At 66.6% G+C, this 26743-nt stretch carries 32 protein-coding genes; 13 read left to right on the top strand and 19 right to left on the bottom strand.

Annotated features, from left to right (window positions below):
- Positions 1–5: 5 nt before the first annotated feature.
- The 5 genes from J5837_RS06520 to oleC all read right to left on the bottom strand — a co-directional run bounded on the left by J5837_RS06520 (position 6) and on the right by oleC (position 4385).
- Positions 6–635 (bottom strand): ubiquinone biosynthesis accessory factor UbiJ, encoded by a 630-nt coding sequence (locus J5837_RS06520; protein ID WP_210535873.1) that lies wholly within the window; start codon positions 633–635, stop codon positions 6–8.
- 84 nt (positions 636–719) lie between these two features.
- The gene (locus tag J5837_RS06515; RefSeq protein WP_210535872.1) at positions 720–881 is read right to left on the bottom strand and encodes a DUF1328 domain-containing protein; all 162 of its coding nucleotides are present in this window, start codon (positions 879–881) and stop codon (positions 720–722) included.
- A 144-nt stretch (positions 882–1025) separates the two neighbouring features.
- Positions 1026–2027 carry a 2-alkyl-3-oxoalkanoate reductase gene (gene oleD, locus J5837_RS06510; protein ID WP_210535871.1) on the bottom strand — a complete coding sequence of 334 codons (1002 nt, stop codon included), beginning with the start codon at positions 2025–2027 and terminating at the stop codon, positions 1026–1028.
- Entirely contained in the window at positions 2024–2695 is a 672-nt protein-coding gene (locus tag J5837_RS16540; protein WP_342345511.1) for an endonuclease domain-containing protein, read from the bottom strand. Before J5837_RS16540 ends, oleD begins: the two co-directional genes overlap by 4 nt.
- 28 nt (positions 2696–2723) lie before the next feature.
- Positions 2724–4385 carry an olefin beta-lactone synthetase gene (gene oleC, locus J5837_RS06500; RefSeq protein ID WP_210535870.1) on the bottom strand — a complete coding sequence of 554 codons (1662 nt, stop codon included), beginning with the start codon at positions 4383–4385 and terminating at the stop codon, positions 2724–2726.
- A gap of 81 nt (positions 4386–4466) precedes the next feature.
- Between oleC and J5837_RS06495 the strand changes: the two genes are divergently transcribed.
- Entirely contained in the window at positions 4467–4847 is a 381-nt protein-coding gene (locus J5837_RS06495) for a YkgJ family cysteine cluster protein (protein ID WP_210535869.1), read from the top strand.
- Positions 4848–4949: 102 nt separating this feature from the next.
- Here J5837_RS06495 and J5837_RS06490 read toward each other — a convergent pair whose 3' ends face one another.
- The 6 genes from J5837_RS06490 to J5837_RS06465 form a co-directional block, all read right to left on the bottom strand.
- Complete coding sequence (locus J5837_RS06490) at positions 4950–5837, bottom strand: alpha/beta fold hydrolase (RefSeq protein ID WP_210535868.1); 888 nt, start codon at positions 5835–5837, stop codon at positions 4950–4952.
- A gap of 64 nt (positions 5838–5901) precedes the next feature.
- Complete coding sequence (locus J5837_RS06485) at positions 5902–6918, bottom strand: 3-oxoacyl-ACP synthase III (RefSeq protein ID WP_210535867.1); 1017 nt, start codon at positions 6916–6918, stop codon at positions 5902–5904.
- A gap of 113 nt (positions 6919–7031) precedes the next feature.
- Positions 7032–7346 carry a DUF4156 domain-containing protein gene (locus tag J5837_RS06480; protein WP_210535866.1) on the bottom strand — a complete coding sequence of 105 codons (315 nt, stop codon included), beginning with the start codon at positions 7344–7346 and terminating at the stop codon, positions 7032–7034.
- 163 nt (positions 7347–7509) lie between these two features.
- Entirely contained in the window at positions 7510–10371 is a 2862-nt protein-coding gene (locus tag J5837_RS06475) for a M16 family metallopeptidase (RefSeq protein WP_210535865.1), read from the bottom strand.
- 99 nt (positions 10372–10470) lie between these two features.
- The gene (locus J5837_RS06470; protein WP_210535864.1) at positions 10471–10935 is read right to left on the bottom strand and encodes an NIPSNAP family protein; all 465 of its coding nucleotides are present in this window, start codon (positions 10933–10935) and stop codon (positions 10471–10473) included.
- 148 nt (positions 10936–11083) lie between these two features.
- Positions 11084–11644, bottom strand: coding sequence for a porin family protein (locus J5837_RS06465; protein WP_210535863.1), 561 nt, complete (start codon positions 11642–11644; stop codon positions 11084–11086).
- A 463-nt stretch (positions 11645–12107) separates the two neighbouring features.
- Here J5837_RS06465 and J5837_RS06460 point away from each other — a divergent pair, with 463 nt between their 5' ends.
- The gene (locus J5837_RS06460; RefSeq protein ID WP_210535862.1) at positions 12108–12548 is read left to right on the top strand and encodes a hypothetical protein; all 441 of its coding nucleotides are present in this window, start codon (positions 12108–12110) and stop codon (positions 12546–12548) included.
- A 61-nt stretch (positions 12549–12609) separates the two neighbouring features.
- Here the strand turns inward: J5837_RS06460 and J5837_RS06455 are convergent, their stop codons facing one another.
- Both J5837_RS06455 and gstA read right to left on the bottom strand, forming a co-directional pair.
- On the bottom strand, positions 12610–12939 hold the full coding sequence (locus J5837_RS06455) for a DMT family transporter (RefSeq protein WP_244755674.1): 330 nt from the start codon (positions 12937–12939) through the stop codon (positions 12610–12612).
- Between the two features lie 7 nt (positions 12940–12946).
- Positions 12947–13576 (bottom strand): glutathione transferase GstA, encoded by a 630-nt coding sequence (gene gstA, locus J5837_RS06450; protein ID WP_210535861.1) that lies wholly within the window; start codon positions 13574–13576, stop codon positions 12947–12949.
- A 78-nt stretch (positions 13577–13654) separates the two neighbouring features.
- Here gstA and J5837_RS06445 point away from each other — a divergent pair, with 78 nt between their 5' ends.
- The 3 genes from J5837_RS06445 to J5837_RS06435 all read left to right on the top strand — a co-directional run bounded on the left by J5837_RS06445 (position 13655) and on the right by J5837_RS06435 (position 15814).
- Entirely contained in the window at positions 13655–14602 is a 948-nt protein-coding gene (locus tag J5837_RS06445; protein ID WP_210535860.1) for a LysR family transcriptional regulator, read from the top strand.
- Between the two features lie 35 nt (positions 14603–14637).
- Positions 14638–15102 (top strand): tRNA (uridine(34)/cytosine(34)/5-carboxymethylaminomethyluridine(34)-2'-O)-methyltransferase TrmL, encoded by a 465-nt coding sequence (trmL, locus tag J5837_RS06440; RefSeq protein ID WP_210535859.1) that lies wholly within the window; start codon positions 14638–14640, stop codon positions 15100–15102.
- Between the two features lie 154 nt (positions 15103–15256).
- Positions 15257–15814, top strand: coding sequence for an OmpO family porin (locus tag J5837_RS06435; protein WP_210535858.1), 558 nt, complete (start codon positions 15257–15259; stop codon positions 15812–15814).
- 235 nt (positions 15815–16049) lie between these two features.
- On the opposite strand, the gene J5837_RS06430 is transcribed toward J5837_RS06435, so the two are convergent.
- From J5837_RS06430 to J5837_RS06420, 3 genes are all read right to left on the bottom strand, one after another.
- Positions 16050–17090 (bottom strand): NAD(P)H-dependent glycerol-3-phosphate dehydrogenase, encoded by a 1041-nt coding sequence (locus J5837_RS06430; protein ID WP_210535857.1) that lies wholly within the window; start codon positions 17088–17090, stop codon positions 16050–16052.
- 90 nt (positions 17091–17180) lie between these two features.
- A complete protein-coding gene (secB, locus tag J5837_RS06425; RefSeq protein ID WP_210535856.1) occupies positions 17181–17696 on the bottom strand; it encodes a protein-export chaperone SecB in 516 nt (171 codons plus the stop codon).
- Between the two features lie 111 nt (positions 17697–17807).
- Complete coding sequence (locus J5837_RS06420; RefSeq protein ID WP_210535855.1) at positions 17808–18242, bottom strand: rhodanese-like domain-containing protein; 435 nt, start codon at positions 18240–18242, stop codon at positions 17808–17810.
- A 161-nt stretch (positions 18243–18403) separates the two neighbouring features.
- Between J5837_RS06420 and J5837_RS06415 the strand changes: the two genes are divergently transcribed.
- Positions 18404–18847 (top strand): hypothetical protein, encoded by a 444-nt coding sequence (locus J5837_RS06415; RefSeq protein ID WP_210535854.1) that lies wholly within the window; start codon positions 18404–18406, stop codon positions 18845–18847.
- Positions 18848–18894: 47 nt separating this feature from the next.
- Here J5837_RS06415 and J5837_RS06410 read toward each other — a convergent pair whose 3' ends face one another.
- Both J5837_RS06410 and J5837_RS06405 read right to left on the bottom strand, forming a co-directional pair.
- Positions 18895–19317, bottom strand: coding sequence for an outer membrane protein assembly factor BamD (locus J5837_RS06410; protein ID WP_342345510.1), 423 nt, complete (start codon positions 19315–19317; stop codon positions 18895–18897).
- A gap of 47 nt (positions 19318–19364) precedes the next feature.
- Positions 19365–19838 (bottom strand): YiiD C-terminal domain-containing protein, encoded by a 474-nt coding sequence (locus J5837_RS06405; RefSeq protein WP_210535853.1) that lies wholly within the window; start codon positions 19836–19838, stop codon positions 19365–19367.
- A 16-nt stretch (positions 19839–19854) separates the two neighbouring features.
- Here J5837_RS06405 and J5837_RS06400 point away from each other — a divergent pair, with 16 nt between their 5' ends.
- The 4 genes from J5837_RS06400 (at position 19855) to J5837_RS06385 (ending at position 24327) form a co-directional block, all read left to right on the top strand.
- On the top strand, positions 19855–20613 hold the full coding sequence (locus tag J5837_RS06400) for a uroporphyrinogen-III synthase (protein ID WP_210535852.1): 759 nt from the start codon (positions 19855–19857) through the stop codon (positions 20611–20613).
- A gap of 65 nt (positions 20614–20678) precedes the next feature.
- The gene (locus J5837_RS06395; protein ID WP_210536167.1) at positions 20679–21689 is read left to right on the top strand and encodes a uroporphyrinogen-III C-methyltransferase; all 1011 of its coding nucleotides are present in this window, start codon (positions 20679–20681) and stop codon (positions 21687–21689) included.
- Positions 21686–22948: a heme biosynthesis protein HemY gene (locus J5837_RS06390; protein WP_210535851.1), complete on the top strand. Its 1263-nt coding sequence runs from the start codon at positions 21686–21688 to the stop codon at positions 22946–22948. The genes J5837_RS06395 and J5837_RS06390 overlap by 4 nt, the downstream gene beginning before the upstream one ends.
- 146 nt (positions 22949–23094) lie before the next feature.
- Complete coding sequence (locus J5837_RS06385) at positions 23095–24327, top strand: MgtC/SapB family protein (protein ID WP_210535850.1); 1233 nt, start codon at positions 23095–23097, stop codon at positions 24325–24327.
- Between the two features lie 35 nt (positions 24328–24362).
- Here J5837_RS06385 and J5837_RS06380 read toward each other — a convergent pair whose 3' ends face one another.
- Complete coding sequence (locus J5837_RS06380) at positions 24363–25163, bottom strand: hypothetical protein (protein ID WP_210535849.1); 801 nt, start codon at positions 25161–25163, stop codon at positions 24363–24365.
- Positions 25164–25264: 101 nt separating this feature from the next.
- Between J5837_RS06380 and J5837_RS06375 the strand changes: the two genes are divergently transcribed.
- From J5837_RS06375 to J5837_RS06365, 3 genes are all read left to right on the top strand, one after another.
- Positions 25265–25687 carry a hypothetical protein gene (locus tag J5837_RS06375; RefSeq protein ID WP_210535848.1) on the top strand — a complete coding sequence of 141 codons (423 nt, stop codon included), beginning with the start codon at positions 25265–25267 and terminating at the stop codon, positions 25685–25687.
- A 125-nt stretch (positions 25688–25812) separates the two neighbouring features.
- Positions 25813–26226 carry a hypothetical protein gene (locus J5837_RS06370; protein WP_210535847.1) on the top strand — a complete coding sequence of 138 codons (414 nt, stop codon included), beginning with the start codon at positions 25813–25815 and terminating at the stop codon, positions 26224–26226.
- Positions 26227–26284: 58 nt separating this feature from the next.
- Positions 26285–26656, top strand: a complete 372-nt coding sequence (locus J5837_RS06365) for a VOC family protein (protein WP_210535846.1) — start codon at positions 26285–26287, stop codon at positions 26654–26656.
- Positions 26657–26743 lie beyond the last annotated feature (87 nt).

Raw genomic sequence — 26743 nt, 5'->3', positions numbered from 1 at the left:
GCCGCTCATACGCCACCGCCCAGGCGGCGCACGCGCGCGGCCAGCCGTTCCACGTCGTCGCGCAAGGCATCGACATCGTCGTGGAAGGCGCTGAGTTCGGCCTTGCCGACGACATCGCGCGATTCTTCGACGACGAATTCGGCGGCGTTCTCCGCGAGATTGGTACCGGCGTTGCGCAGTTGCCGCAGGGCGCCGCGGGCGGCATTGGCCACCTGCACGCCGACCACGTCGCCGAATACCGCGGTGAAAGGTTGCTGCCAGTCCGGATCGAAACGCTCGGCGAGGGTCTGCAGGCGTCGTGCCAGCTCGGCGTCGCCGGATACGCGCACGCGTCCGACCGGCGCTGCGTCGTCGCGTTTCAGGAACGGCAACTGGGCCAGCAAACCGCCGAGCGTGCTGCGCACGGCCAGGTCGGGCTCTTGGGTCGCATCGACCGGACCGACCTGCAGGCGCTCGCCGGCGACCCGGATCTGCAGGGCGACGGCCGGCGCTTCCAGCGCCAACGCGACGCGGCGGCCGTCCAGCGGCTTCAACGCATCGCGCGTGTCGGGGTCCAACGCCAGCGCGCGGTTCAACGCGGTTTCCAGCGCGCGGCCGGCGACCGGCTTGAGGGAATCTAGGGGGGACGGAGCCATGCCGGCATTCTAGCGGCAAAGGCCCCGTCTCTTGGCCGCCGCAACGCTGCGTGACGCAGCGAAGGGCGGCCGCTTTCGCACTCGTCAGGTCACGCTTCTGCCCCGCAGCAGCGCGATGATCGCCAGCACGACGAAGACGACGAACAGGATCCAGGCGATGTTCGAAGCCGCACCCGCGATCCCGCTGAAGCCCAGCACCGCGGCGATCAGGGCAATGACGAAGAAAATGACGGCGTAACGCAGCATGGGTGACTCCTTTGGCACGCAGCCGGTCTGACGGCCGGGGAATCGGCCACGCACCATGCTCTGCGCGGGCAGGTTGCCAGCATGTGAGCACGAATGAATGCCGGCGCAGGCGCTTCAGCCTTGTGAGCAGGCAGTCAACGGCGTTTACACGGGATGCTCGCGCAACCAGGCGCGCAGGCGCTCGAATCCTTGTGCCATGCCGACCCGCGGTACGTACCCGAAGTCGCGCCGCGCCGGCGCCATGCTGTACCAGTGCGCGGTGCTCAGCTGCTCGGCAAGGAAGCGCGTCATCGGCGGCTCGCCCTTCAGCGGCAAGGTCTTCCACAGCGCTTCGCAGACTGCGCCGATGCGATACGCCGCCTTGAACGACAGGGTCTTGTCCACGCGCGGGGCGCCTGCCGCATCGAGCAACGCGTTCAGCAGATCGCGCATCGGCCACGGCTCGCCGTTGGAGATGAAATAGGCCTTGCCGGCGCAGGCCGAACCCGGCGCAAGGTGGTCGAACGCATCGAAATGCGCCTGCGCGGCATTGTCGATGTAGGTGGTGTCGACCTTGTTGTCGCCGTCGCCGACGATGCGCAGGCGCCCGGCCTTCGCGCGTTCGACCAGCCGTGGCAGGATCTGCTGGTCGCCCGGGCCCCAGATCAGGCGCGGGCGCAACGCGACGGTGGCGAGGTTCGCATCATTGGCCGCCAGCACCGCTTTCTCGGCGATGGCCTTGGTCGTCGCGTACGGCGCCTGGAAGTTCTCGCCATACGGCACTTCGTCGGCGCCGAGGCCTTCGACCGGATGGGTCGCGCGATGGGTCACGCTCGGCGTCGAGGTGTACACGAGCCTGCCGATGCCATGCACGCGGCAGGCATCGAGCACGTTCTGCGTGCCGACGACATTGGCCTGGTGGTAACTGTCGTAGCTTCCCCACGCACCGGCCTTGGCCGCGTTGTGGAAGATCGCGTCGCTACCTTGGGCCGCAGCGACCATCGCATCGCGGTCGGCCAGGTCGCCGCGGATCTGGCGCACGCCGAGCGCATCGAGCGCCGGATAGTGCCCACGGTTGAAGCTGGCGACTTCATGGCCGCGTTCGACCAGTCCGCGGCACAGGGCCTGGCCCAGGAAACCACCGCCGCCGGTGACCAGAATCTTCATGATTCGCCTGCCTTGCTGTTGCTGTTGCTGTTGCTGTTGCTGTTGCTGTTGCTGTTGCTGTTGCTGTTGCTGTTGCTGTTGCTGTTGCTGTTGCTGTTGCTGTTGCTGTTGCTGTTGCCGTGCCTCCTCCCTTTCGCCGCAGGCGAAGGGGAGGACCGAGGAGGGGTGCTTTTGACCTTGCCGTCGGTTCGGGCACGCCCCAACGCGCGCAGAATATCTTCCAGCACGTCGTCTGTCCGCAACAACACTTCATCGTTCCAGTAGCGCAGCACGCGATAGCCAAGACCTCGCAGCGCTTGCGTGCGCCGTTCGTCATAGGCCGCATGCTCCAGGTGTTGCCCACCGTCCAGCTCGATGATCAACTTCGCCTCGGGGCAGGCAAAGTCGACGATGTAGCCTGAAATCGGCACTTGGCGGCGGAAGCGATGCCCCTCGAGTTGTCGCAGCCGCAAGTGCTGCCAAAGCCGACGCTCGGCATCGGTCGCGTTGTTCCGCAATCGCCGCGCGCGAATTCTCATCGCATCCATGCAAATCGGCTCCGGGTTCACCCCTTCCCAACCCTCCCCTTTCGCCTGCGGCGAAAGGGGAGGGGGCATTCCCACCCGCATCATGTTGAACGGAGCTTCGGGATGCTGTCTGTCGGGAAATTCCGAATTTGTGGCGACCAAGCGGCCTCCTGCCTTGGCAGGAGAGTTGTCAGGCGCGTTTCTCGATCTGCCGCGCCGCCCACGCCGCCAATTTTTCCCGACCTATCTTCGCGTTGTGGCGGATGTCGACAGGGAAAGCGGGATGGCAAAGGAAAATATCGATCCCTGCCGTGTGCGCGAATTGCGCGGCGCGTCCGCGCAATGCAGCCATGACATCGCTACGTTGCGCTTCCGTCGCCTCCACCCGCATTTCGTAGCACAGCACCGGTCGCTGCCCGCCGGAATCGCCAACGCCGACCAGCGCGGTGCGACGGATCCCGGGAACGGTGTTGAACACCGGCTCGACCTGTTCGGTATACAACGGACCCCCTGCGGTCTCGACGCGCTGGGTCTTGCGGCCGCAGAACCACAACCTTCCCTCGCCGTCGAAATAGCCGACGTCGCCCATGCGGTGGACGATGCGCTCGCCGCCGTCGGACAAGCGTTCGCGGATTTTCGCCGCGCGTGTCGCCGCTTCGCGATTGAAATAGGCATCGGTGGCGGTTGGCCCGGCGACGGCGATCTCGCCGATCTCGCCGCGCGCGACGAGCAGATCGTCCGACCATTCCTCGATCGGCGCATCGACGATGCGGATGATGCGCACCTCGTTCGGCGATACTGCGCGACCCACGCAAGTGCCGGCGCCGGCTTCCGTGGCAACGCGCGTGTCCTGCAACTCGCGGCCTTCGATCACCGCGACCGGCAAGCATTCGGTGGCGCCGTACGGCGTCCAGAATTGCGCGCCTGCCGGCAGCAGCGCGCGCATCTTCGCCACCACCTCGGGCGGTACCGGCGCACCGGCGGAGGTGACCCGCTGCACGCCCGGCAAGGCTTCGCCGTGATCGGCCAGCACCTTCATCAAGGCGGGCGAGCCGAACAACTGGGTCACGCCGAACGCACGGATCGCCGCGTGCAGCTTGCGCGGATCGGCTTGCGCCGGGCGGGTCGGATCCATGTCGGGGATCACCGAAGTCATGCCCAGCGCCGGATCGAACAAGGCGAACGGCGGGAAGGTCGGCAGGTCTACGCCGCCGGCCGGCATACCGAATGCGTTGCGCAACAGTTCGATCTGGGCGACGAAGTGGCGGTGGCGATAGACCACGCCCTTGGGCACGCCGGTCGAGCCGCTGGTGAACAGGATGCCGGCGACTTCGTCCGGCTGCGTGTCGGCCAGTTGCGGGCCCGCGCCGGCGCCTTGCGCCTCGATCTTCGCCAGCGTCGTGCCGCCCCAGCCCCAGCGGGCGCCGACGGTGACGATGCGTTTCGCCGATTTCGCCCAGCCCAGCACGATGCGTGCGAACTGCGCCAGGGGAATGCCGATGAAGGCGTCGGGCTGGGCCTCGTCCAGGCATTGCTTCAGCGCGCGCTTGTCGATGCCCGGATCGACCAATACCGGCACGGCACCGGCCTTGAACAGCGCGAACATCAGCAGGAAGAATTCCGGCGTCGGCCGCACCATCACCACGGTGCGCGTGCCGCGGCCGATGCCGTAATCCGCCAGCCCGGCCGCGATGGCATCGCTGCGCGCGTCGAGCTGGGCATAGGTCAGTTCGACCGTGTAGCGACCCTGCTTGTCGGCACACCGCATGGCAATGCGCTGCGGCGCCTCGGCCGCCAGTTTCGGCAGCGCAGCGGCGATGTTGCAGATCTCGCGGGCAGGGACGTCGTTCATCCGCGTATTGTCGCCGCTGGCGCCGCTTGCGTCTGCCCGGCGAGGCGGCAGAATGCCGCTCCCGTCCCTTCCCTGCCTTCGATGCATCCCTGCCTGAGCTGTGGCGCCTGCTGCGCCATTTTCCGCGTCAGCCTGCACTGGTCCGAAGCCGACCCGGAACAGGGCGGGCGCGTGCCGATCGAACTGACCGAGCCGCTGCGCACGCACGAGCGCGCGATGCGCGGCACCTCGCAGGCGAACCCGCGCTGCATCGCGCTGGACGCGCGCATCGGCGAATACTCCCGCTGCACCATCCACGACCGCCGCCCGCTGGTGTGCGCGCAGGTGGCGGCGTCGCTGGAATTCGGTGAACGCAGCGTGCAATGCGATCGGGCGCGGCAGGCGCACGGGCTGCCCATGTTGGTGGAAGCCGATTGGATTGGCGTCGCCGAGGCGGAAAAGAACCCGTTGCCGGAAATCTGAGTGCGGGAGCGACGTAAGTCGCGAAGCTCTTCGCGCAGATCCCCGCGACTCCATTCGCGACTTACAGGCCACGGCATGCCGCAGCCACTCCCACGCCGGGTTTCAAAGCGGATTTGCGTCGAGGAAACGGCGGATCGCGGGCACCAGCACGTCGGCCTTGTCTTCCAATACGTAATGGCCGGCATCGTCGAAGGCCTGCACTTCGGCGTTCGGCAAAGCCGCGCGGAAGCCGTCGAGGAAGTGCCGGTCGAACACGAAATCCTTCAGGCCCCAGCCGAGGAAGGCGGGGCGATCGGCGAACTCGTGCAGGCGCTTGCCGGCTGCTTCGACCAGCGGCCAGGCCTTGTCGCCCGGCGCCAGCGGAATGTCCTGCATGAAGCGCACCGTGGAGATGCGGTTGGCCCACGAGTCGTACGGCGCCACGTAGGCGCGGCGCACGTCGGCCGGCATCTTCTTCTCCACGCCGAGGTACGAGGCGCCGCCGGAGAACGCGTTGAACGCGCGGATCGCGAAGGCGCCGAGCTTCCAGTCGCGGCCCAGCGCGATCTGCCACGGCATCTTCTTCGTCGCCGGCAACGGGAACGCGCCGGTATTGGTGATCACCAGCCGCTTTACCTGCGCCGCATGCGACAGCGCCCAGCCGAAACCGATCATGCCGCCCCAGTCGTGCACCGCCAGCGTGACCGGACCGGTGACGCCGAGGTGTTCGAGCAATGCGGCCACGTCGTCGACGCGCGACTGCAGCGTGTAGTCGTAGCGCGAATCGTCCGGCTTGTCCGACAAGCCCATGCCGATGTGGTCCGGCACGATGCAGCGATACCTGTCCGACAGGCCCGAAACCAAGTTGCGCCAGTAATAGCTCCACGACGGATTGCCGTGCAGCATGACCACGACTTCGCCATCGCGCGGACCTTCGTCGAGATAGCTCATCGACAGGCCGGGGCGGACTTCGAAGCGTTGCGGCTGGAACGGGTATCCGGGAAGGCGCATGCGTGAGGGCATCAATGAAAAGGGCCGGCGAACCGGCCCTTGGCGGCTAGGTGCGGCGAGTGGCTTACCACTCGACCTCGGCCATCGTGCAGTTCAGGCCCGAGCCGATGCCGAGCAGGGCGATGCGGTCGCCCTTCTTCAGCCGACCCAGTTCCTTCAGCTTGCTCAGCACGATCGGCACCGAGGCCGGGCCGATGTTGCCGTGTTCGTTGAAGATGGTCATGACCTTCTTCGGGTCGATGCCGAAGGCCTTGATGAAGGCCTGGGTGTGCGGACGGCTGACCTGGTGGATGACGAACTGGTCCAGTTCGTCGACCGCCCAGCCCAGCGCGACCTTGGCGGCGACGAAGGTCTTCTGCGCCAGTTTCATGCCCTCGATCAGCAGCATGCGGGTGTCGGTGACCATGCGGTCCAGGTTGCCGCGGCACAGCTTGTTCCATTCGGTCGCCGAGCGGGTCACGCCGCCCTTGTAGCGCGGCGCTTCCGGCACCAGCTCGCGACGGGCCATGACCATGGCCACGGCGCCGCAACCCAGGGTCAGCGCGGCCAGTTCGTCGCGGAACTGTTCCTCGGTGATGCCGGGGGCGTTCATACGCTCGATGGTCTTTTCGTAGACCAGATTGGCGGTTTCGCCGTCGACGACCAGGGCGTAGTCGATCTCGTTGCGCTCGATCATCCGCGCGGCGATGTCCATGCCGTTGATGAACGCGAGGCAGGCATTGGCCACGTCGAAGGTCTGGCAGTTGTCGCTGACGCCGAGATTGCCGCAGACGATGCTGGCGGTGGACGGCTCCAGGTAGTCGCGGCTGACCGAGGTGTTGACTAGCAGGCCGAGCTTGTCGGCGCCGATGCCCGCGTCCTCCAGCGCCTTGCGCGCGGCCAGGGTCGCGGCGTCGGAGGCCTGCACGTCGGCGTCCCACAGGCGGCGCGCGTGCACGCCGGCGATGTCGTTGAGCACGTCGGTCTTGATGCCCAGCCGCTGCAGGGTCGGGCGCAGGCGGTTGTTGATTTCGTCGGAGGTCAGGGTATGCGGCGCGTCGATATGCGCCAGCCCCGCGATGGAGACGTTGTTGAAAAGCATGGGGGTGTCGCCGGTACTGGCCCGGGCCGGGCCGAAGGGCGGTAAGGGTACTCGTTCCGGGCCTTCACCGCACCTTTACGGGCTTAACGCCTCGGACCAGCTTCCTTAACGGATCAGCGCCCGCAGCGGTAAGCGGCGAAGCGCTGCCCGCCGTTGGCCGGCTCGCCTAGCGGCTGGATGGTGTCGGCCTGGATGCCGGGGGCCTCGTTGCGCGCCAGTGTCTCCAGCTCGTCGCGGACCCGCAGGTTGTTGCGTTCATAGAACGCCACCTTGTCCTTGACCGAAACCGAGACCTCGCCGCGCTGTTCGCAACCGGCCGGGGCCGCGCCGGCGGCGATGACCTTGACCGACCGGGCCGCCGGCTTCAGGGCCACCCAGGTGCAGGCGCTCAGCGGGAGCAGGACGGCTAACAGGAGGGCAGCGCGCATGGCGGGTTTCCGGGACGGGACTGCGGCGATTATCGGGCGGAGGAAATGAATCCGGCAAAACCCGCGCGGCGGAAACATTGGGGCGGAACCGGCGAAGCGGATTCCGCCACCCGTGCACAACCGAAAGGCGGTGGAATCGCCGACGGCGGTTCCACCTTGCGGCTTACTTCTTCTGCACCGGCTTGCCATCGGCGTCGAGCACCGTGGCTTCGCCCAGGTTCAGCGCGCGCACCGGGGCCTCGATCTTGCCCAGGTCGCCGACCACCACCCAGGTCAGCGCCTCGGGCTTGAGCGTCTTCGCCGCCTCGGCGACCTGGTCGACGGTCAGGCCTTCGATCTCGGCCTTGCGCTTGAACACGTAGTCGTCCGGACGACCGTAGCGGACGATGCCGGCGATGGTGCCCATCACCGCCGCGCCGGTTTCGTAGGCACCGGGCAGGCCGCGGATCTCGGTGGCCTGGATCTTCGCCACTTCGGCCGGCTTCGGCGGCGCCTTGCCGTCGGCGTAGTCGGTGATTTCGCGCTGCAGTTCCTTCGCCGACTCGGCGGTCTTGTCGATCTGCACCGCCGCCTGCGCGCGCCAGGTGCGCTGGCCCAGCGCGCCGTTGATGCCGCTGTAGGAACCGTAGGCCCAGTGCTTGTCCTCGCGCAGGTTCATGTTCAGGCGCGAGGAGAACTCGCCGCCCAGCACGCTGTTGGCGATGTCGAACTTGGTCGCGCCCGCGTCGGTGGTCGAGGGCACCAGTTGCGCGGCGTAGATGTTCGCCTGTACCGCGCCCGGCTGGTCGAGCAGGAACACGCGCGGCTTCGACGGCAGCGGCGCGGCCGGCAACGTCACCGCGGCCGGAGCCGGGCCTTCGCCCTTCCAGTCGCCCAGGTGCTTGTCCAGCAACGGCACGATTTCCTTCAGCGTGGTGTCGCCGACCACGATCAGGGTGGCCTTTTCGGGGCGCAGCCAGGCGTGCTGGAACGCGATCAGGTCGTCGCGGGTCAGCGAGGCGATCGAGGCTTCGGTACCGGTGCCGCTGGACGGCGCGGCATAGGGATGGCCTTCGCCGTACAGCAGGCCGGGCAGCACGCGGTTGGCCAGCGCGCTGGGACGGGCCTTTTCCTGGCCGATGCCGGCGATCCAGCTGGCCTTGACCCGGTCGATTTCCTTCTGGTCGAAGTTCGGGCGACGCAGCATGTCGGCGTACAGCGCCAGCGAAGGATCGAGGTTCTCCTTCAGTGCCGACACGAACACCGTGCTGCCGTCCAGCGATGCTCCGGCGCCGAGGTTGGCGCCCAGCGCTTCGGCCTTGTTGGCGAAGTCCAGCGCACCGATGCCGGCCGCGCCCTCGTCGAGCAGGCCCAGGGTGAAATTGGCGGTACCCGGCTTGCGGCCCAGGTCGGCGCTGTAGCCGCCGCCGAACTGGTAGCTCAGCTGCACCACCGGAATGTCGTGGCGCTCGGCCAGGATCACCGTGGTGCCGTTCTTCAGCGTGGCGCGCTCAAGCTTCGGGAACTTCAGTTCCGGGAACGTCGAGGTCTCCGGCACGCCCTTGCTGCGGTCCACCGTGCTGGGCGTGGTCGTGTACTTCGCATCGACCGCCGGCAGGGTGAATGGTGCCGGGGTGCCCGCCGGGGCTTCCGGCAGCGCGGTGCGCTGGCCCGGCGTCACCACCAGGGTGTGGTCGCCGGTATCCAGCCACTTCGCGCCGAGCGCCTTCAGGTCGGCCGGCGTGGTCGCATCCAGCGTGGCCAGGCTTTCGCGGAAGCAGCCTGGGTTGCCGGTGTAGATGGTGCATTCGGCCAGCGCGTCGGCCTTGCCGCCGAAGCCGCCGATGCGCTCGATGCCGCGGATGAAGCCGGCCTTGAACACGGTGCGCGCCTGCGCCAGCTCGGCGTCGCTCGGGCCGTTGGCGAGCAGCTTCTTCAACTCCTCGTCGATGATCGCCTCGACCTTGGCCGGGTCGATGCCCTGCTTCACGTCGGCGGTGATGACGAAGTTGGAGCCGAGCTGCTGCACGTCGAGGCCGGCGCTGACGTTGTCGGCCAGCTTGTCTTCATGCACCAGGCGCTTGTCCAGGCGCGAGGACTTGCTGCCGCCCAGCACCTGGGCCAGCAACTGGAACTGGTCGGCTTCCTTGCTGCCCGCCTGCGGCACGTTCCAGACGCGGTAGATGCGCGCCTGCGGCACTTTGTCCTGCATCACCTCGCGGGTGGCCTTGGCGCGCTTGGCCACGTCGACCTTCGGCTGGGCCATGGTCGGGCTGGCGGGGATGTCGCCGAAGTACTTGGCCACCTTTTCCTTGGCCGTGGCCAGGTCGATGTCGCCGGCCAGCACCAGCACCGCGTTGTTCGGGCCGTACCAGGTGCGGAACCACGTCTTCACGTCCTCCAGCTTGGCCGCGTTGAGGTCGTTCATCGAACCGATCACGGTGTGGTGGTACGGATGGCCCTCCGGATACATGGTCTCGGCGAGCTTGGTCCAGACCTGGCCATACGGCTGGTTCTCGCCCTGGCGCTTCTCGTTCTGGACCACGCCGCGCTGTTCGTCGAGGGTCTTCTGGTCGATCGCGCCGAGCAGGTGGCCCATGCGGTCCGATTCCATCCACAGCGCCATGTCCAGCGCGGTGGTGGGCACGTTCTCGAAGTAGTTGGTGCGGTCGGTGTTGGTGGTGCCGTTCTGGTCGGTGGTGCCGGCCAGTTCGAAGGGTTCGAAGTATTCGCCCGGATGGTTCTCCGAGCCGTTGAACATCAGGTGTTCGAACAGGTGGGCGAAGCCGCTGCGTCCGGACGGTTCGTCCTTGCTGCCGACGTGGTACCAGATGTTGACCGCGACGATCGGCGCCTTGCGGTCGGTGTGCACGACCACGCGCAGGCCGTTGGGCAGGGTGAACTCCTGGTAGGGGATGTCGACCTGCCCCGCCTTCGGGGCGGCCAGCGCGGCCGGGGCGGCGACCAGGCCGCCGAGCGAGGCGGACAGGGCCAGGGCAAGCAGGGACGTGCGGTACGAAAGCGCGCGCGGACGCAGCAGGGACATCGCAACACTCCTTGGCGACAGGGGCCAGTGAACAGGTGGTCCGCCAATGGTAGCGGCCCGCGCCGGACCGGCGCATAGGCCACAAGGCACGCGCGCCGGTCAGTCGGTGAAGCGGCTGCGCGGGGAGTAGTCGGTCGGATACAGGACGCGATCCTCGATGCCGCCCATCACGTCGCCATGCGCCTTCACGCTCTCGAGCTTGATCCGCTGCCATTCCTCGTCGGCGCGGAACGCGGCCCAGCGCGATTTCATCGTGGCCTCATCGGGCCATTCGAGCAGGTAGACGAACTCGGTCCTGCCTTCGAAAAGGGTTTCCCATTCCGCAACGATCCGGAACCCATGCCGGGCCATGATGCGCGCGGCATGGTCGCGGAAACGTTCGTGGAAGGCCTGCTTGTTCCGCTCCACGACTTCGTAGATGCGCAATTCCTGGATCGGTCGTTGCGCGGTGGGCTCCGAGGCGAACGACGTCCGGGTGCAGACTGCCTGCAACGCCAGCAGGGCGATCAGCCATCCGGCGATCGCCAGCGACGAGGCGGCTCCATGTCTAAGGCCGATGCTCATGCGGAATCCGGGTGGCTGAGATCGTACTAACGTATCCACGGCGCCGGATCGGTGCGCGTGCAGGAAGTTCCGGCTGGATTTTCCCACCCAAAGAACAACGGCCACCCGAAGGCGGCCGTTGCGCAAGCGTCGACAGCACGCAGCTGGTTCAGAAGCGATATTCCAGCGCCGCGGCGGCGGTCTGCAATTTGATGTCCACGCCGGAGTAGTCGGCCTTGACGTAGTCGTAGTTCAGGCTCAGGCCCAGATTGCGCGAGAAGTCGTAGCCGAGGCCCACGCCGGCGTACGGCTTGGTCTCGTGATCGCTGCCGCTGCCGAAACCGTCGACGCTAATCTTGGCCTTCAGGCGGACCGCGCCGGCGCGACCGCTGACGAACCAACCCGTGTCCATGCCTTCAGCGAAATACAGCTTGCCGGCGACGCCCGCGCCGACGCCGTCCAGATCGATCGACACACCATCCTGCGACTTGCTGTAGTAGCTGTTGTAGAAACCTTCGACGGCGAAGTTCTTGTTGAAGTAGTAGCCGCCACGCACGCCGTAGCTGACGTCGTCCTCGCTATCGCTCTCGCCCTCGGCGGACAGCTTGGTGTTGGTGCTGCCCAGCTCGCCACGGATGAAGCCCTGGCCGCCCACGCCGTCGGCCGCGAAGGCCGAACCGGTGAAGCCCAGCAGCGCAATTGCGGACGCCAGAATCAGTCGCTTGTTCATGAGTCTTTCCTGTTTTCGATATTCCCCGCCCGTCATTGGGCGCGCGCAGGATATCGGCGGGTTCATGATCGTCAAATAAACGTTAGCCAACGAAAATGGCCTGTGCAGGCCCAACCCCGCGTAACCCTTTCCACGCTTCACGCATCCGAACTGTTGTGACCCTCCCGGGCGCCTGGCGAACCGGATGGCCACGCCGGACCACCGTCCGCCGTACAGCTTCGGACCGCCCCTGCGGACAGTCGAAGCGGACAGCGGACACAACCGCCAAGCAACTTGTCTTTATTAATCAACAAGTTGGATTTGGCACGGCGCATGCGTTATCCCGAATAAGCGCAACCTCCGCCCCCACAACCTGACTGAAGGCTGAACTACGGAACCGCTGATTCAAGTTCCAGTTGACCTGACTGATTAGGTGTATTACTTTACTACCACACCACTGATCACGAACACTGAAGAGGCTCCCATGAACACCAAGACCCTGCTGCCGCTGACCGCCGCCGCCCTGTTCGCCGCCTGCACCGCCTCCATGCTGTTGTCGGCCCGCGACTTCTCCAATGCCCCGCTGGCTTCGTCCGCGGTTTCCGACACCATCGTCGACCTGCCGACCGTCACCGTGCGCCCGGCTGCCGAAGACCTGGCCTGGTACCAGTCGCACAAGATCGTCGATCTCGCCGCGGTGACCGTGCGTCCGGAAGCGGCGGACCTGGCCTACTACCAGGCCAGCAAGAAGATCGTCGACCTGGCCGCGGTCACCGTGCGTCCGGCCGCCGAAGACCTGGCCGTCTACCTGGCCAGCCAGGCCGCCGATATCGTCGACCTGCCGGCCGTGACCGTGCGCCCGAGCGCCGAGGACGTGGAAACGGTGATCGGCGTTGCCACCCTGGCCACCCAGATCGCGCGCTAAGCGCTGGCGACAACGCCAGCGCAAGCTCCACCCTCGGTTCCAGGCTACCGTTACTTCCGTTTCATCCGGGCGCCAGCTTCAACACCACGATGCCGGCCATGACCAGCGCGATGCCAAGCAGCCGCACCGCGCCCAGCGATTCGCCGAAAAGCCAGGCGCCCGCGGCCACCGTGCCGACCGCACCGATCCCGGTCCAGACCGCATAGGCGGTGCCGATCGGCAGCACGCTCAGGCTCTTGCCGAGCAGCCACACGAACGCGCCCAGCAGCGCGAACGACGCCAGGCTCCAACCCAGCCGCGTATAGCCTTCGGCCTGCTTCATCGCCAGGGCCCACAGCACGTCGAGCACACCGGCGAGCAGCAACATCGACCATGCCAGCGCTTTGCCCATGGCGCGCTCAGGCCGCGGCCGCCAGGGCCATTCCTTCGGCGCGCATCGCCTCCCGCACGGCCGGACGCGCCGCGATGCGCTGCAGGTAGTCGCGAAGATGCGGGAACGGGGCCAGATCGATGTCGACGAACCGGGACCAGCCGATAACCGTGAACGCATACGCGTCTGCGGCGCCGAAACGTTCGCCCAGCAGATAGGCATTCGTCGCCAGGTGCTTTTCGATCAGGGCCAGACGCCCCACGATCTTCGCCCGCGCAGCCTGCTGCGCCGTCTCCCCGAGCTCGGGATGGAACAACCACGGGCTGTAGGCCTTGTGCAGTTCGGTGCCGATGAAGGTCAGCCATTCCAGCAGGCGGTAGCGCTCGGCCGTTCCCTCGGCGGGCGCCAATCCACTCTGCGGGGCCAGGTCGGCGAGATACAGGGCGATGGCCAGGCCTTCGGTCAGCAGGCTGCCGTCTTCCAGGCGCAGCGCCGGCACATAGCCTTTCGGATTGATCGTGGCGAAATCCTCGCCGGCCGCGGTCCGGTGCGGCGCCCTGCCGATGTCGACCTTTTCCAGTTCGAGGACGATGCCGGCTTCATTGGCGATGATGTGCGGCGAAAGCGAGCAACTGTTGGTGGCGTAGTAAAGCTTCATGGGACAACTCCGGTTGGGGAGCCGCCAGCATGATGTTGTACTGTTCGCAAACCAATACGGCGAAAATGAACTTTCCCCTTGCGTAAAAAGCAAACAACGCCTTCTCCCGGTGGCGTCGCGCTCGACGATCTGCGCCTGCTGCTCGCGATTGCCGACAGCAAGAGCCTGGGCGGGGCGGCAAAGCGACTGGGCGTGGATCACTCCTCGGCCTTCCGGCGCCTGGCCGCGCTGGAAGACCGCCTCGGCACGCGCCTGTTTGATCGCGGCCGCGGCGGCTACGCGCCAACGCCCGCCGGCGAAATCGCCATCGCCTCGGCCGGCCGCATCGGCGAGGAACTCGATGCGCTCGATCGCCAGTTGCTCGGCCAGGACCTGCGCCTGTCCGGCCGCATCCGCGTCACCACCACCGACACCCTGCTGCACATCCTGGCGCCCCTATTGGCCGAGTTCCGCCAGTGCGAACCCGGCATCGTGGTCGAAGTCGCCGCGGCCAATGCCATCTTCGACCTGAGCCGGCGCGATGCCGACATGGCCTTGCGCCCCGCGGCGACCGTGCCCGAACACCTGGTTGCCCGGCGGCTGACCACGGTCGCCATCGCCCGCTACGCTGCCCCGGATTACCTCGCGCGGCAGACGGCCAGGGGGCTGGACCACGACGACTTCGCCGCACACGACTGGGTTGCCCCCGACGAATCGCTGTCCCACGCCGGCAGCGCGCGCTGGATCGCGTCGAACGTCCCGCGCGAACGCATCGTCCACCGCGGCGATTCCCTGCTGGCCTTGCTCCAGGCAGCCAAGGCCGGCATCGGCATGGCTGCCCTTCCCTGCTACCTCGCCGACTGCGAACCCGCGCTGCGGCGGGTCGGCGCGACCCTCGACGAAGCCGCGGTGCCCTTGTGGCTGATCACCCATCCGGACCTGCGTCCGGTGCGTCGGATCCGCGCGCTGGGCGAATTCCTGTCCGAGCGCCTGCGCGCGCAGGAAGCGCTGTTCGCCGGCCGCGAAAGCGTATTCGCCGAACACTGAACCACGCCGCATGCGGCGGCTTCTACAATTCGCGCATGTTCGACGTACTGCTGTACCAGCCGGAAATCCCCCCGAATACCGGCAACGCGATCCGCCTGTGCGCGAATACCGGCGCGCGGCTGCACCTGATCGAACCGCTGGGTTTCCAGCTGGAAGACAAGCAGCTAAAGCGCGCCGGACTGGATTACCACGAGTACGCCCGCGTGCAGGTGCACGCGACGCTGGAAGCGGCCCTGGCCACGATTTCGCCCCCGCGCCTGTTCGCCCTGAGCACCCGCGGCGCCCGCCGCTACGACCAGCCGCGTTACGCCGCTGGCGACGCCTTCCTGTTCGGTCCCGAAACCCGCGGCCTGCCCCAGGAAGTGCTGGACGCCCTGCCGCCCGAGCAGCGCCTGCGCCTGCCGATGCGCCCCGACAACCGCAGCCTGAACCTCTCCAACACCATCGCGGTGGTGGTGTTCGAGGCTTGGCGGCAGCTGGATTTCGCCGGCGGGGCATAGCGTAGGAAGTTCCCGAAACGCCGCCTGAATTTATAAACCGGTCAGTATTAAATTCAGGGTCGATTCGGGGCCCTAACGGATAATTCACATCCACTGGCAGCGAACGACACCCGTCCCAGCGCCGGTCATAACCATAAAATTCAGAGGTTTACCCATGAAGAAGTCCTTGCTTGCTCTGTCCCTGCTGGCCCTGGCCCCGTTCGCTGCCTCCGCGGCCGATGGCGTCAGCTACAACTACGTCGAAGGCGGCTACGTCGCCACCAACGGCAAGGGCAATGCCGACGCGGACGGCTGGGGCCTGAACGGCTCGGTCGCCATCTCTCCGAACTTCCACCTGTTCGGCGGTTACAGCAACCAGGAAATCGACCACACCAGCATCGATTTCGACCAGTGGCGCGCCGGCGTGGGCTACAACCACCAGATCTCGCCGCGCATGGACCTGCTGACGCGGGTCGCCTACGAGAAGTTCGATGCCGGTAACCTCGGCGATGTCGACGGCTACAGCGCCGAAGTGGGCATCAACGGCGCGATGACCAACAACTTCAACGGCTATGCGCTTGTCGGCTACGAAGACGGCGACCAGTACGACGGCGACTTCTACGGCCGCCTCGGCGCGCAGGTGAAGTTCAACCCGAACTGGTCGGCTTCGGCCGACGTGAAGTTCGCCGACGGCGACACCCAGTGGTTCGTCGGTCCGCGTTTCAGCTGGTAAGGCGTTAACAGGTGTACGGGCGGCGCGCCCCTCTCTCCCGCGTCGCTCCCCCCGGGGCCCGGCCGAAAGCCGGGCCTTTTTGATGGCCGGCGGAACCGGCTGAACGGACGCGCAATGCGACCGCCTGAGGGCTCAACGGTTTTGCCGTCCGGATCATCCACCTTGTTGCGGTGCTCCCCTCTCTCTCCTGCACCGCTATCCCCTTGAAGCCCGGTTCGCCGGGCTTTTTTTCGACTCAATCCTTGAACAGGGTCTCCGGGTATTCCGGTTTCTGCTCGCGGGCCAGCAACTGGCGCAGGCCGTCGGTCGGGGTCAATTCGCCGTGCAGCACGGCGCGCACCGCGGCGGAAATGGGCAGTTCGATGCCGCAGCGGTCGGCCAGGCGCATCACTTCGTTGGCGGTCTGCACTGATTCGACCACTTGGCCGATCTGGCGCACCGCTTCGTCCAGCGATTCGCCGCGTCCCAGCGCCAGGCCGAGCCGGCGGTTGCGCGACAGGTCGCCGGTGCAGGTCAGCACCAGATCGCCGAGCCCGGCCAGGCCCATCAGGGTTTCCGGACGCGCGCCCAACGCGGCGGCCAGGCGCAGCATTTCGTTGAGTCCGCGGGTGATCAGGCCCGCACGGGCGTTGAGCCCCAGCTGCATGCCGTCGGCGACGCCGGTGGCCACCGCCAGCACGTTCTTCATCGCACCGCCCAGCTCGGCGCCGACCATGTCGTCGCCGGTGTAGGCGCGGAAGGCGGGCCCGTGCAGCACGTCGGCAACCTGCTGGGTGAAGGCGGCGTCCTCGCCGTGCACGGTCACGGCGGTGGGCAGGCCGAGGGTCACTTCCTTGGCGAACGATGGCCCGGTGACCACGGCCAGCGGCACGCCGGGGCCGACGATGTCTTCGGCCACTTCGTGCAGGAAGCGCCCCGACCCTGGTTCGAAGCCCTTCGTCGCCCACGCCACGCCGGCGGTGGTCGGGCGCAATGGCGCGATCGCACGCAGGGTTTCGGTGAAGGCGTGCGAAGGCACCACTACCAGCACCAGGTCGCAACCGGCCAGCGTCTCAGCCAGGTCGGTGCTGGCACGCAGGTTGTGCGGCAGCGGAATGCCCGGCAGGTAGCGGGGGTTTTCGTGGTCGCGTTCGATCGCGGCAGCGACGTTCGCGTCGCGCCCCCACAGCGTCACGGCGTGCCCGTTGCGGGCCATCAGCGCGGCCAGCGCGGTGCCCCAGGAGCCCGCGCCGAGAACGGCGATGTCCAACGCCGCGTTTTCGAGTGCTTCGGTCATGCGACCCCGGCTATCGGTGACCCGCCCCGCCAATGTACGGCGGGGCGAATCCTTCGGTCGTCCCCCTCCGCGGACGGAAGGGGCAAGTACTCAGGCGTTGCCCGCGGTTTCCGCGTTGGCCAGTTCGCCGCCCTGGCCCTGCGCGGCGCGCTGGCGCAGCGTCTCGGCGTACAGCGCGTCGAAGTTGATCGGCTGCAGGAAGAACGGGGGGAAGCCGCCGGCCTGGATCAGGTCGCTCATCAGCTGGCGGATGTACGGGAACAGGATGTGCGGGCACTGGGTGCCGAGCAGGCCGTCGATGGTCTGCGCATCGAAGCCGGCGATGCCGAAGATGCCGGCCTGCTGGACTTCGGCCACATAGGCCGTCTTGTCGCCGGCCTTGCAGGTCAGGGTCACGCCGAGCACGACTTCGAACGCGTTGTCGTTGAGCTGCTGCACGCGCTGGTTCAGGTTGAGGTTCAACTCCGGCTGCACGGCCTCGTTGAAGATCGCCGGGGCGCCAGGCACTTCGAACGACACGTCCTTGACGTAGACCTTCTCGACGGTGAAGACCGGGCCAACGGCCTGTTCGGGGGCGGCGGCGCCGTTGCTGGTTTCGTCGGACATGTTGCGTTTGCTCCGTTAATTCGGTGGAAAAGAGGGCGATTATGGCACGGCATGAGGGCGCGGCCGGGCCCGATCAAGGGCCGGCGGTCGGCGATCTGGCGGTTTCCCGGTTCAGCGGCCTTTGACCAGCGGCAGGTCGGCCTGCTGCCAAGCGGCGACGCCGCCGTCCAGCCAGTACACCTGCTCGAAGCCGGCCTTCTTCAGTTTCGCGGCAGCCGTGGCCGAGGCCTGGCCATTGCGGCACACCAGCACCACCGGCTTGGCCTTCGCCGCGGCCACCGCCTTGTGGTCGGCGGCGAACTGGCTGGCGACGATGTTGCGGCTGCCGGCGATGTGGCCTTTCTCGAAGTCGGCCGCCGGCGACAGATCCACCACCAGCGCATCCTCGCGATTGATCAGCTGGGTCAGCTGGGCCGGCGCCAGCGACTTGTAGCCGCGGAACAGGCGCATGACCTCGGTGACGATGATCGCGATGGTCAGGCCGGCGAGGGCCAGCCACAGCATCGGGCTGCTGGCGATGAAGGCCTGGAGTCGTTCGAAATTCACGGGGATTTCGGCAGGGCGGCGGAAAGGGCGGCGATTGTCGCACAGTGCCATCCGGCAAGGCGAAACCCCAAATCTTTGCCGCACGGCACACTTGAATGCCGTCTATTATCCATTGCCACGGCAAGCGAGCCGCTTCCCAATACTGTCTGTATTCACATCGAATGGCCGTCTCGGACAAACAAAATCCACCTGCCGGAACCATTCAGGTCGATCCGGAAGAAGGCTTTGGACCACATGTCACGGAACGCTTCCTGGATTTTTACGGTGAAGGTTCCGTATTTGTCACTGCCACTGTCGACTGCCTAAACCATCGATTCGCAAGTGTCCTCATGAAGTCAGGGGGACTTCCGGCGGACCATGTCGCTTTGCAGTACGGAACTCCGGAGATGCGCGGCTCGTTAGAAAGCTTGCTGAAGGCACTGGCTATGCAAGGCCTAAGTAAACCGCCCGTCCTGCTCATGCGCAGCGCCACCGGTTACGAAGAACCACAGCAGTTCATCTCGACAGCGAGTTCGATTCTAGGTGCCGAATTGGTGACCAACTGGATGCACCTGTTGGAACAAGAAGATTATGCCGGCGCAGACGCGCTCCTATCGATTCACTAAACAGACGCCACAATTTCGAACCGACACTGCTCGGCGCTCGCCTCAGGTCACTCCCCTTCCCAGAAATCCGGCAACCCGCTTTGCAGCCACCAGCGTTTCTGTGCCTCGTCCCACTGCCAGCGTTCGCGATAACGAATGCTGCGCTCGGCGAGGGTGTGGCGGTTGACCACGCCGATCTCGATGTCGCGCACCGCGGTGCCGTCGTCGAAGGTGCTGCTGCCGATGTCGCGGTAACCGGACACCTGGATCTGGCCGTAGCGGGCCAGCTGCAACTGGGTCATCGGGTGTTCTTTCCGGTACTTCGGCTCGACCAGGCCCCATGCGCCTTCGAAATCGCCCCAGCGCACCGCGCCGGAGAATGCGTTCTGCGCTTCGTAAAGCTTGTCGTTCTTGCTGCCGCCGGCCGTGGCGCAGGCGCCCAGCAGCACGGCCACGAACAACGCGAACAGGATGTTGATCGATCGACGCACGGCCTTCTCCCCCGGTGGAAGCGCCATCGTAACGTGCTTCGCGGCGTTCATTTGCGGGCAATGGCCACGAAACGGCCGCTGAGCGTGGTCGCCACGCCGCCATCGGGCAGCGCCACTTCGGCCTCGACCTGCACGCGGGCGCGACCGCGCGCGGCCAGGGTGGCGAAGAACGCATCCCATCCGTCTTCGTTGGCTTGCCCGCCTTCGCCCAGCCACGCCCGCGCCAGCAGGTCGTCGCGCAGCGGCGCCAGGTAGCGGATCGCGCTGTCGGCGACGTAGACCTCGGCGGACAGGCCGCGCAACTGCAACTGCAGGGTCACCAAGCCCCAGCCGGCGAGGGTCATCAGCGAGGTCAGGCTGCCGCCGAACGCGGTGCCCTTGTCGTTGACGTTGGCGGCCAGCGGTGCGCGCAACGACAGGCATTCGCCGTCGTAACCGGCCACGTCGACCTGCATCGCCGCAACCGGCGGCATCGAGGCGCAGTACTCGCGCAGGGATTGCAGGACTTCTTCCAGGGGCATCGCGGATAATCCGGACATGGCGACAGAGAACGGCGAATGGTACGTGATCTCCCTGCGACCGCAGGGCGGCCACGAGGGCATGCGTGCGGCCGCGGCGCGCCACGGCGCGCGCGTGCTGGCGCTGTCGCCATGGAAGCTGGTCGGCAACGACGCCGCCGGTTCGCGCGCCGAACTGCGCGCCGCGTTGGCCGCACCGCGGGTGATCTTCACCAGCCCCGCTGCCGTGCGCTTCGCGAAGCAACTGGCGACGCTGCGGCGCAAGCGCGGGCAGGTGTTCCTCGCGGTCGGCGCCGCCACGGCCGAAGCCTTGCGCCGTGCTGGCGTGGACGCCGTGGTTTCCCCGCAACGCATGGATAGCGAAGGGCTGCTCGGCCTGCCCGAGCTGCAAGGCTTGCGCGGAAGCGGCGTCGGCCTGGTCACTGCGCCCGACGGCCGCGACGTGCTCGCGCCAGCGCTGCGCCGGCGCGGCGCGCGACTGTTGCGCGCGGACGTGTATGCGCGAATGGAAATCCCGTTGTCCGCCGCGTCAGTGCGCCGCCTGCTCGAACTGCGGGCGCCCGCCTGCGTCGCGCTGAGCAGCGGCGCGGCGCTGGAATCCGCGTTGTCGCGCCTGCCCCCCGGCGCCCGCGCGCGCCTGCTCCGCCTGCCGGCCGTTGCCGCCAGCGAACGCCTTGCCGATCTGGCCCGCAACGCCGGTTTCGCCAAGGTGTACGTGGCGGCGGGGCCACGGCCCGCGCAACTGTTGTTGGCCGCACGAAAAGCGAGCGGGCGTTAGCTCGGTTCAGACCCGCCACGCGCGCTTCCACTAACATGGGAGCGCAACGCATGGATTCGAACGTCATGAACGACACCGACGCCGCGCCTCGGCGCACCTCCCTCAGCTGGCTGTTCGTCGCGCTCGTGGTCCTGCTCGCGATCGGTCTGGGTGGCTGGCGCGGCTGGAACTGGTGGCAAGCGCGCGAAGCCGCGCGGCAGACCCGCCTGGACATCGCCGAGCAGCGCGTTGCCGCGCTCGAAGCCCGCGTGGAAGCGCTGCGCCGCGACCTGCGTGCGCAATCGCAGCGCATCCAGGACGGCGCGGCGACCAACCGCGTGCTCCGCGACGAAGTGCTGGGCCTGGGCCAGCGCGGCGCGCTGCTGGAAGACACCGTGGCCAAGCTGGCCGACAGCCGGCGCTCCGGCGCGCAGGCATTGCGACTGGACGAAGTGGAATTGCTGCTGTCGCAAGCCGGACAGCGCCTGCAGGTCGCCGACGACGCCGAAGGCGCACGCCGCGCCTACGCGCTGGCCGCCGGTGCACTGGACGGCATCGACGACCCGCGCCTGCTCAACCTGAAGCAAGCGCTGGCACAGGAACGCGCCGCGGCGGACGCGTTGGGCCCCGGCACCCAGGCTACAGCTGCGCGTAGGCTCGCCGCGTTCCGCGCCAAACTGAAAACCCTGCCCGTGCAGCCGGTGGAAGCCGCGCGTCCAGCCTGGCAACGCCTGATCTCGCCGCTGGTCGAAGTGCGTCCCAGCCAGCAGACCACGCTGGACCCGGCGCAACGCACGGCCGCGCAAGCCGCGCTGGAACTGCAACTCGGCTTGGCCCAGGCCGCGCTGGAACGCGGCGACGACGCCGGCTTCGATCGCGCCCTTTCCGCGGCCGATGCCTGGTTACCGCGGCTATGGCCGGCATCCCCGGCGCTGGCCCAATGCCGCGCCGAGCTGAAGGCCCTGCAGGCCATGCCGCTGCGCGACGCCGCGCCGGTGCTGGGCAGTACCCTGCAGCAATTGCGCGCGTGGCGCGCGGGTGGCCTGCCGCCATCGCCGGCGCCCACGACGATGAGCATGGGAGACAAGCGTTCATGAAGAAGTGGATTGGCTACGCGGTGATCCTGCTGGTCGTGGTGCTGGTCGGCGCGCTGGGTTCGCAATGGCTGGCGCACAACGGGCGCGATTTCGGCGAAGTGTTCCTCCGCGTCGGCGGGTACGACTACAGCGCTTCGCTGCCGGGCGCGTTGCTGGCGCTGCTGATCGCAGGGCTCGCGCTGTGGCTGCTGTGGTCGCTGCTGGCACTGCCGTTCCGCGCCTGGGGCCGTTACCGGCGTAAGCAGGGCCGCGCGCGCTTGACCGAAGGCCTCGAAGCCCTGCACGGCGGCCACTGGCAACGCGCCGAAACCCTGCTGGACCGCGCCGCGCACGACAGCGAAGTCGGCACCATCGCGCGCATCGCCGCGACCCGCGCCGCCGTTGCGCGCGGCGACGAGGCCGGCGTGCAGAAACACCTGTCCGCGCTGCAGGCGCATAGCCCCGCCGCACACGCCGTGGCCGCTGCCGAACTGGCCTTGGCCCGCCAGGATGCGGCCGCCGCGCTGGACTCGCTTTCCGCTGCCGCCGCACAGCCGTTGCCGCCGCGCGGACTGGTGCTGCAGGCGCAGGCGCTGGTCGCGCAGAACCGCGCCGCCGAGGCCTACGGCCTGCTTGGCGCGATCCGCCAGCAGCAGGCGCTGGCACCGACGGAATTCGCTGCGCTGGAAGCGCAGCTAGCCGCGCAGACAATCGCCCAGGCCGGCGATGCCAACCAACTCGCCGAACGCTGGGAAAGCCTGCCGAAAACGCTTCGGGCCGAACCAGCCATCGTCGCCGCGTACGCCGAACGCGCCGCCGCGTTGCGCTGGGAAGACGCCGCGACCCGCGCGTTGGAACAGGCCATCGATGCGCGCTGGGACGAATCGCTGGTTGCGCTGTACGGGCGCCTACCGGTCGCCAAGCTCGACTCGCGCCGCGCCAGCGCGCAGCGCTGGCTGTCGACGCACCCCAGCAGTCCCGCTTTGCTGGTGACGCTGGCGCAACTCGCGCGCCTGCAGGGGCAATGGCCGCAGGCGCAGGACTTCCTGCATCGCGCACTGGCCCAGGGCGCGGGCGCCGATGCCTGGGAAGAACTCGGCCACGGCTATGCCGCCGCCGGCGACGAACTGTTGGCCCGACGCAGTTACGCAAATGCGCTGAACGCCGCACGCGGCCAGGCCACCACCGAGTTGCCGGGTCGCGACCTGAAGCAGCGCATCCGCGACGAAGTGGCCGTCGAGGAACGCGACGAGCACGGCGTGCCGCGTTTGCGCGGCTGAGCCATTGCGACGCGTTTTCGTAGGAGCGCCCCTGGGCGCGACCGGACGAATGACGCTACGCGGATGGTTTCCCGATCCGGAGGCTATCCGATCGCGCCCAGGGGCGCTCCTACGAGAAGCGATGCGACCGCTGGCATAGTAGCCGGATGCAAACGCCTCCCCTGCTCGCCCTGACCACCGCACTCGGCGCCGGCCTGCTGGTCGGGCTGGTCTACGAACGGCGCAAGGCCGAAGACCCCAGCCTGATCGCCGGCCTGCGTTCGCATACGCTGGCCGCGCTGATCGGCGTGGTGTCGCTGTGGCTGGGCCTGCCGGTGTTCGCCATCGCCGTGTTGTTGTGCGGCGCGTTCGTCGCATTGGGTTACTACCGCACCAGTGCGACCGATCCGGGCGTAACTTCGGAACTCGCGCTGGTGCTGAGTTGCCTGATCGGGGGTCTGGCCTTGCGTTCGCCCGCTGTCGCCGGCGGGCTGGCGGTGCTGACCGCGATCCTGATTTTCGCCAAGTCGCGCCTGCATCGTTTCAGCCGCGAAGTGATCAGCAACCGCGAAGTCGCCGACGGGTTGATCCTGCTCGCTTTCGCCCTGATCGTGCTGCCGCTGCTGCCGGATCGCACAGTCGATCCGTGGGGCCTGCTGAATCCGGCGCAGGTGTGGAAGCTGGCGGTGCTGGTGATGGCGATCAGCGCGCTGGGCCATGTCGCGCTGCGCCTGGTCGGGACGCGCTGGGGCTTGCTGGTCGCGGGGTTCTTCTCGGGCTACGTGTCTTCCACCGCGGCAACCGCAGGTTTCGGCAAGCAGTCGCAGGCGCAACCGGGACTGCTGGCTTCGGCGGTCGGGGCGACGATGCTGGCGAACCTGGCTTCGTTGAGCATGTTCGTGCCGATCCTGCTGGCGATATCGCCGGAGTTGTTGCGCGAGACACGCTGGATCCTGGTGGCAGCGGGCGCCGTGTTGGTGCTGGGCGCTGCGCTCGGTGCGCGCCGTGTGCAGCAAGCGCAAACTCCGCCGCCGACTTCGGAAACGCGCATGTTCCGCATCGGCCACGCGCTGGGTTTTGCGGCGATGATCACCGCGGTGATCGTGGTGTCGAAGTTGCTCGGCCAGTGGCTCGGCCCTGGCGGCGCGCTGGCGGCGACCTTGCTCGCAGCGACGGCGGAATTGCATTCGGCGACCGCCGGCGTGGCCAACCTGTTCCGCGATGGCGTGCTCGATGCGAGTTATGCGCGATGGGCGGTGGTTGGGTTGATCGCGACGAGCTCGCTGGCGAAGTCGGGAGTGGCGTTCGCTAGCGGCGGAAAGGCGTTTGGTTGGCGGATTGCGCTCGGTCTAGGTGGAATGACCCTCGCAGCGGCACTGGCAGCGGTTTTCATGCGGTAAGGCGGGTCATGACCCGCCCTACCCGGGCATTGGGTTCACTGCCGGTCAAGCCGAGTGATCAGTTTCTCGGACGTTTGCGAAAAGGACTCCAGCGAATACTCGCGATAGAGCAGCTTGTTCTGGTCTTCCAGCAACAGGCCAAGCGTCTCGCCATCCGCATTCACGCTCTGATCCAGCACCCGCGATACCGGCTTGCCTAATTCGACATAACCCGAACCGTTGGTGTGCACGAGCGCCGGCACCACCTCGCGCTCGACTTCGGATTCCGCATGCAGTCCCTTCTCCACTTCCAGGTAAATCGCCACCACGGGCCCCGGATGGTCATCTGAGTCGACGCTCAGCATTTCCGTTTTGCGGATCAATTGCTCGTTTGCATCGAACAGCCAGCGGACATTCCCATTCCCGGGTTCCAGGAAGATCAGGTTGCGCGTCCTGTAATCGGGACCGTAGCTACCGGAAGATAAGTCCCTGCCGCTATCGTCCGTTTCCGCCTCGACCTCGAGCAGCTTCACGTCCGTTCCGCGGATCACCTTCAACTGATCGAAGCGCAAGCGTTCCTTCTTCGCACGTCCATCCGCGCCTTGTTGCGCGACTTCGACGGTATTGCGTGCACGCCAGCGCTTACCGGCCAACGAGCTCTGCACCCAGACGTAGGCGATTGCCAGCAACATGAGCAACCCGCCGACGGCAAGCAATCGATATACCCAACGAAAAAACACACTCTGATCGCTCACGACTCCCCCGGACTGCTGTAGCTCGGCAAGCGTAACCCAGATAAGGTTTCCATAGCCGGCGAGCTGACCTCCCGACGAGGTGTATGCTTTCAAAAGCGGCAAGACGGATCATGATCCTCTCTAATCGGATCAACCGCCCGTTCCAGCCAAACCGGTCGACGCGAACCGGCCTGATCAGGCGCTAGACGACATAGGGGAAATCGATGAGTTCCGTCCAGCATAGAAGTGTTACCGAATTCCAGGCCAATCGCGCGAGCGGCGCGCCCCGGCGATGGACGTACTGGGTAGCCTTATTCACCGCCGTAAATGGGCTTTTGCTCTTATCTGGGCAGGACCTGACTTTTCTCGCGGGCCTGGTCGCTCCCTTTGCTTTCGCAGGCGCAACTTCCCATTTCGTGGCTGCAGCGTTATTTGCAGCTATCGCATACGCATCGCTGAGGTATCGACCCATTCTTCTAGTGGCGCTTGTTCTTTATCTCGTCGATACAGCCTTTGCCGCGTACTCGACCCTGTGGTCTGGCGTAATCATGCATGTCGTGGTCTTGGCCCTTGTAGGGATCGCCGTGACCGCAGGTCGCCGCCTGAAGGCTCAGCTTGCGGCGGAGACTGGCGGCAATAAGGTCTGATGGTCCGCCCTGACGGTAGATGCTTCGCGATTTGACTACGGCAAGGCGAATCGTGACCCCCTACCCAGTTCAAGCCTCCAGCCTGACAACCCAACTTGGATCACTACTCCGTTTGACAGGTGGGCATGGACAAATCAACGTCGGATGACACCTTGATCCTTGACCAATTTGGCAGACCAATGCCGGCAAAACCGCCTCCAATCGACGAGAGACGCCAGCGTGCGCTGATTGATCGGCTGAAGGCTCTTCCCCTTATGGACGCAGCGTATCTATACGAAGAAAACCTTGGGAGCTTCGACAGGATACCCTTGCCGCACCTCAGGGATTTGTTTCCCGACCATCCCGGCGCGGAAGTTGTAGCTGCTTATCGCAAAGCCTCTCAGCTACTGAGAGATGCCTACGAGTTCGGCGACAGATGTCTGGCCCCCAAGCTCGAAGACGGACTCGCACTCGTGGAAGAAATGCGACAACGCCATCCAGGTTTTTCCGCCCAAACATACGGACTTGCGCTTCTTTGGGGTTGTAACAGAGCACGTTAAGCCGAGGCATTACGCGGCTTGGTTCGTCTCGATTTCGATGTAGATGAAGGGAGGGAACATGGCAGCCCGGACAAGATCGCTCGTCGCCTTCGCACATGTCGCCGACGTTCAGCGCAGCATCGATTTCTACGCCGACCTTGGCTTCAAGGTCGGCAACACCGTCGTTCCGGACGGTCAATCGGCGCCGGTATGGGCCTGGCTCCAGAGCGAGAAGGCCGATCTCATGGTGGGCTTGGCGGACTGCCCGGTCGACGCATCCCTGCAAGCCGTTCTTTTCTACCTTTACTTCGACGACATCGCGCATACGCGTGCCGCCCTGGTCGAACTGGGCCATTCGCCGGGCGAAATCAAATACCCGTTCTACATGCCCGGTGGCGAATGCCGGCTGGAAGATCCGGACGGTTACGTGCTTATGCTGGCTCAGATCTGAAGCAAAGAGCCGTGGGCTGGGATGGGGCGCAGCGTAACCCAGCACTTCGCGATGCTGGGTCGATAAGGCGACTCAGCCTACCAAAGC

The sequence above is a fragment of the Pseudoxanthomonas helianthi genome (assembly GCF_017939625.1).
Classification (GTDB): Bacteria; Pseudomonadota; Gammaproteobacteria; order Xanthomonadales; family Xanthomonadaceae; genus Pseudoxanthomonas_A; species Pseudoxanthomonas_A helianthi.
This window is presented reverse-complemented; position numbering and strand designations above follow the sequence as displayed.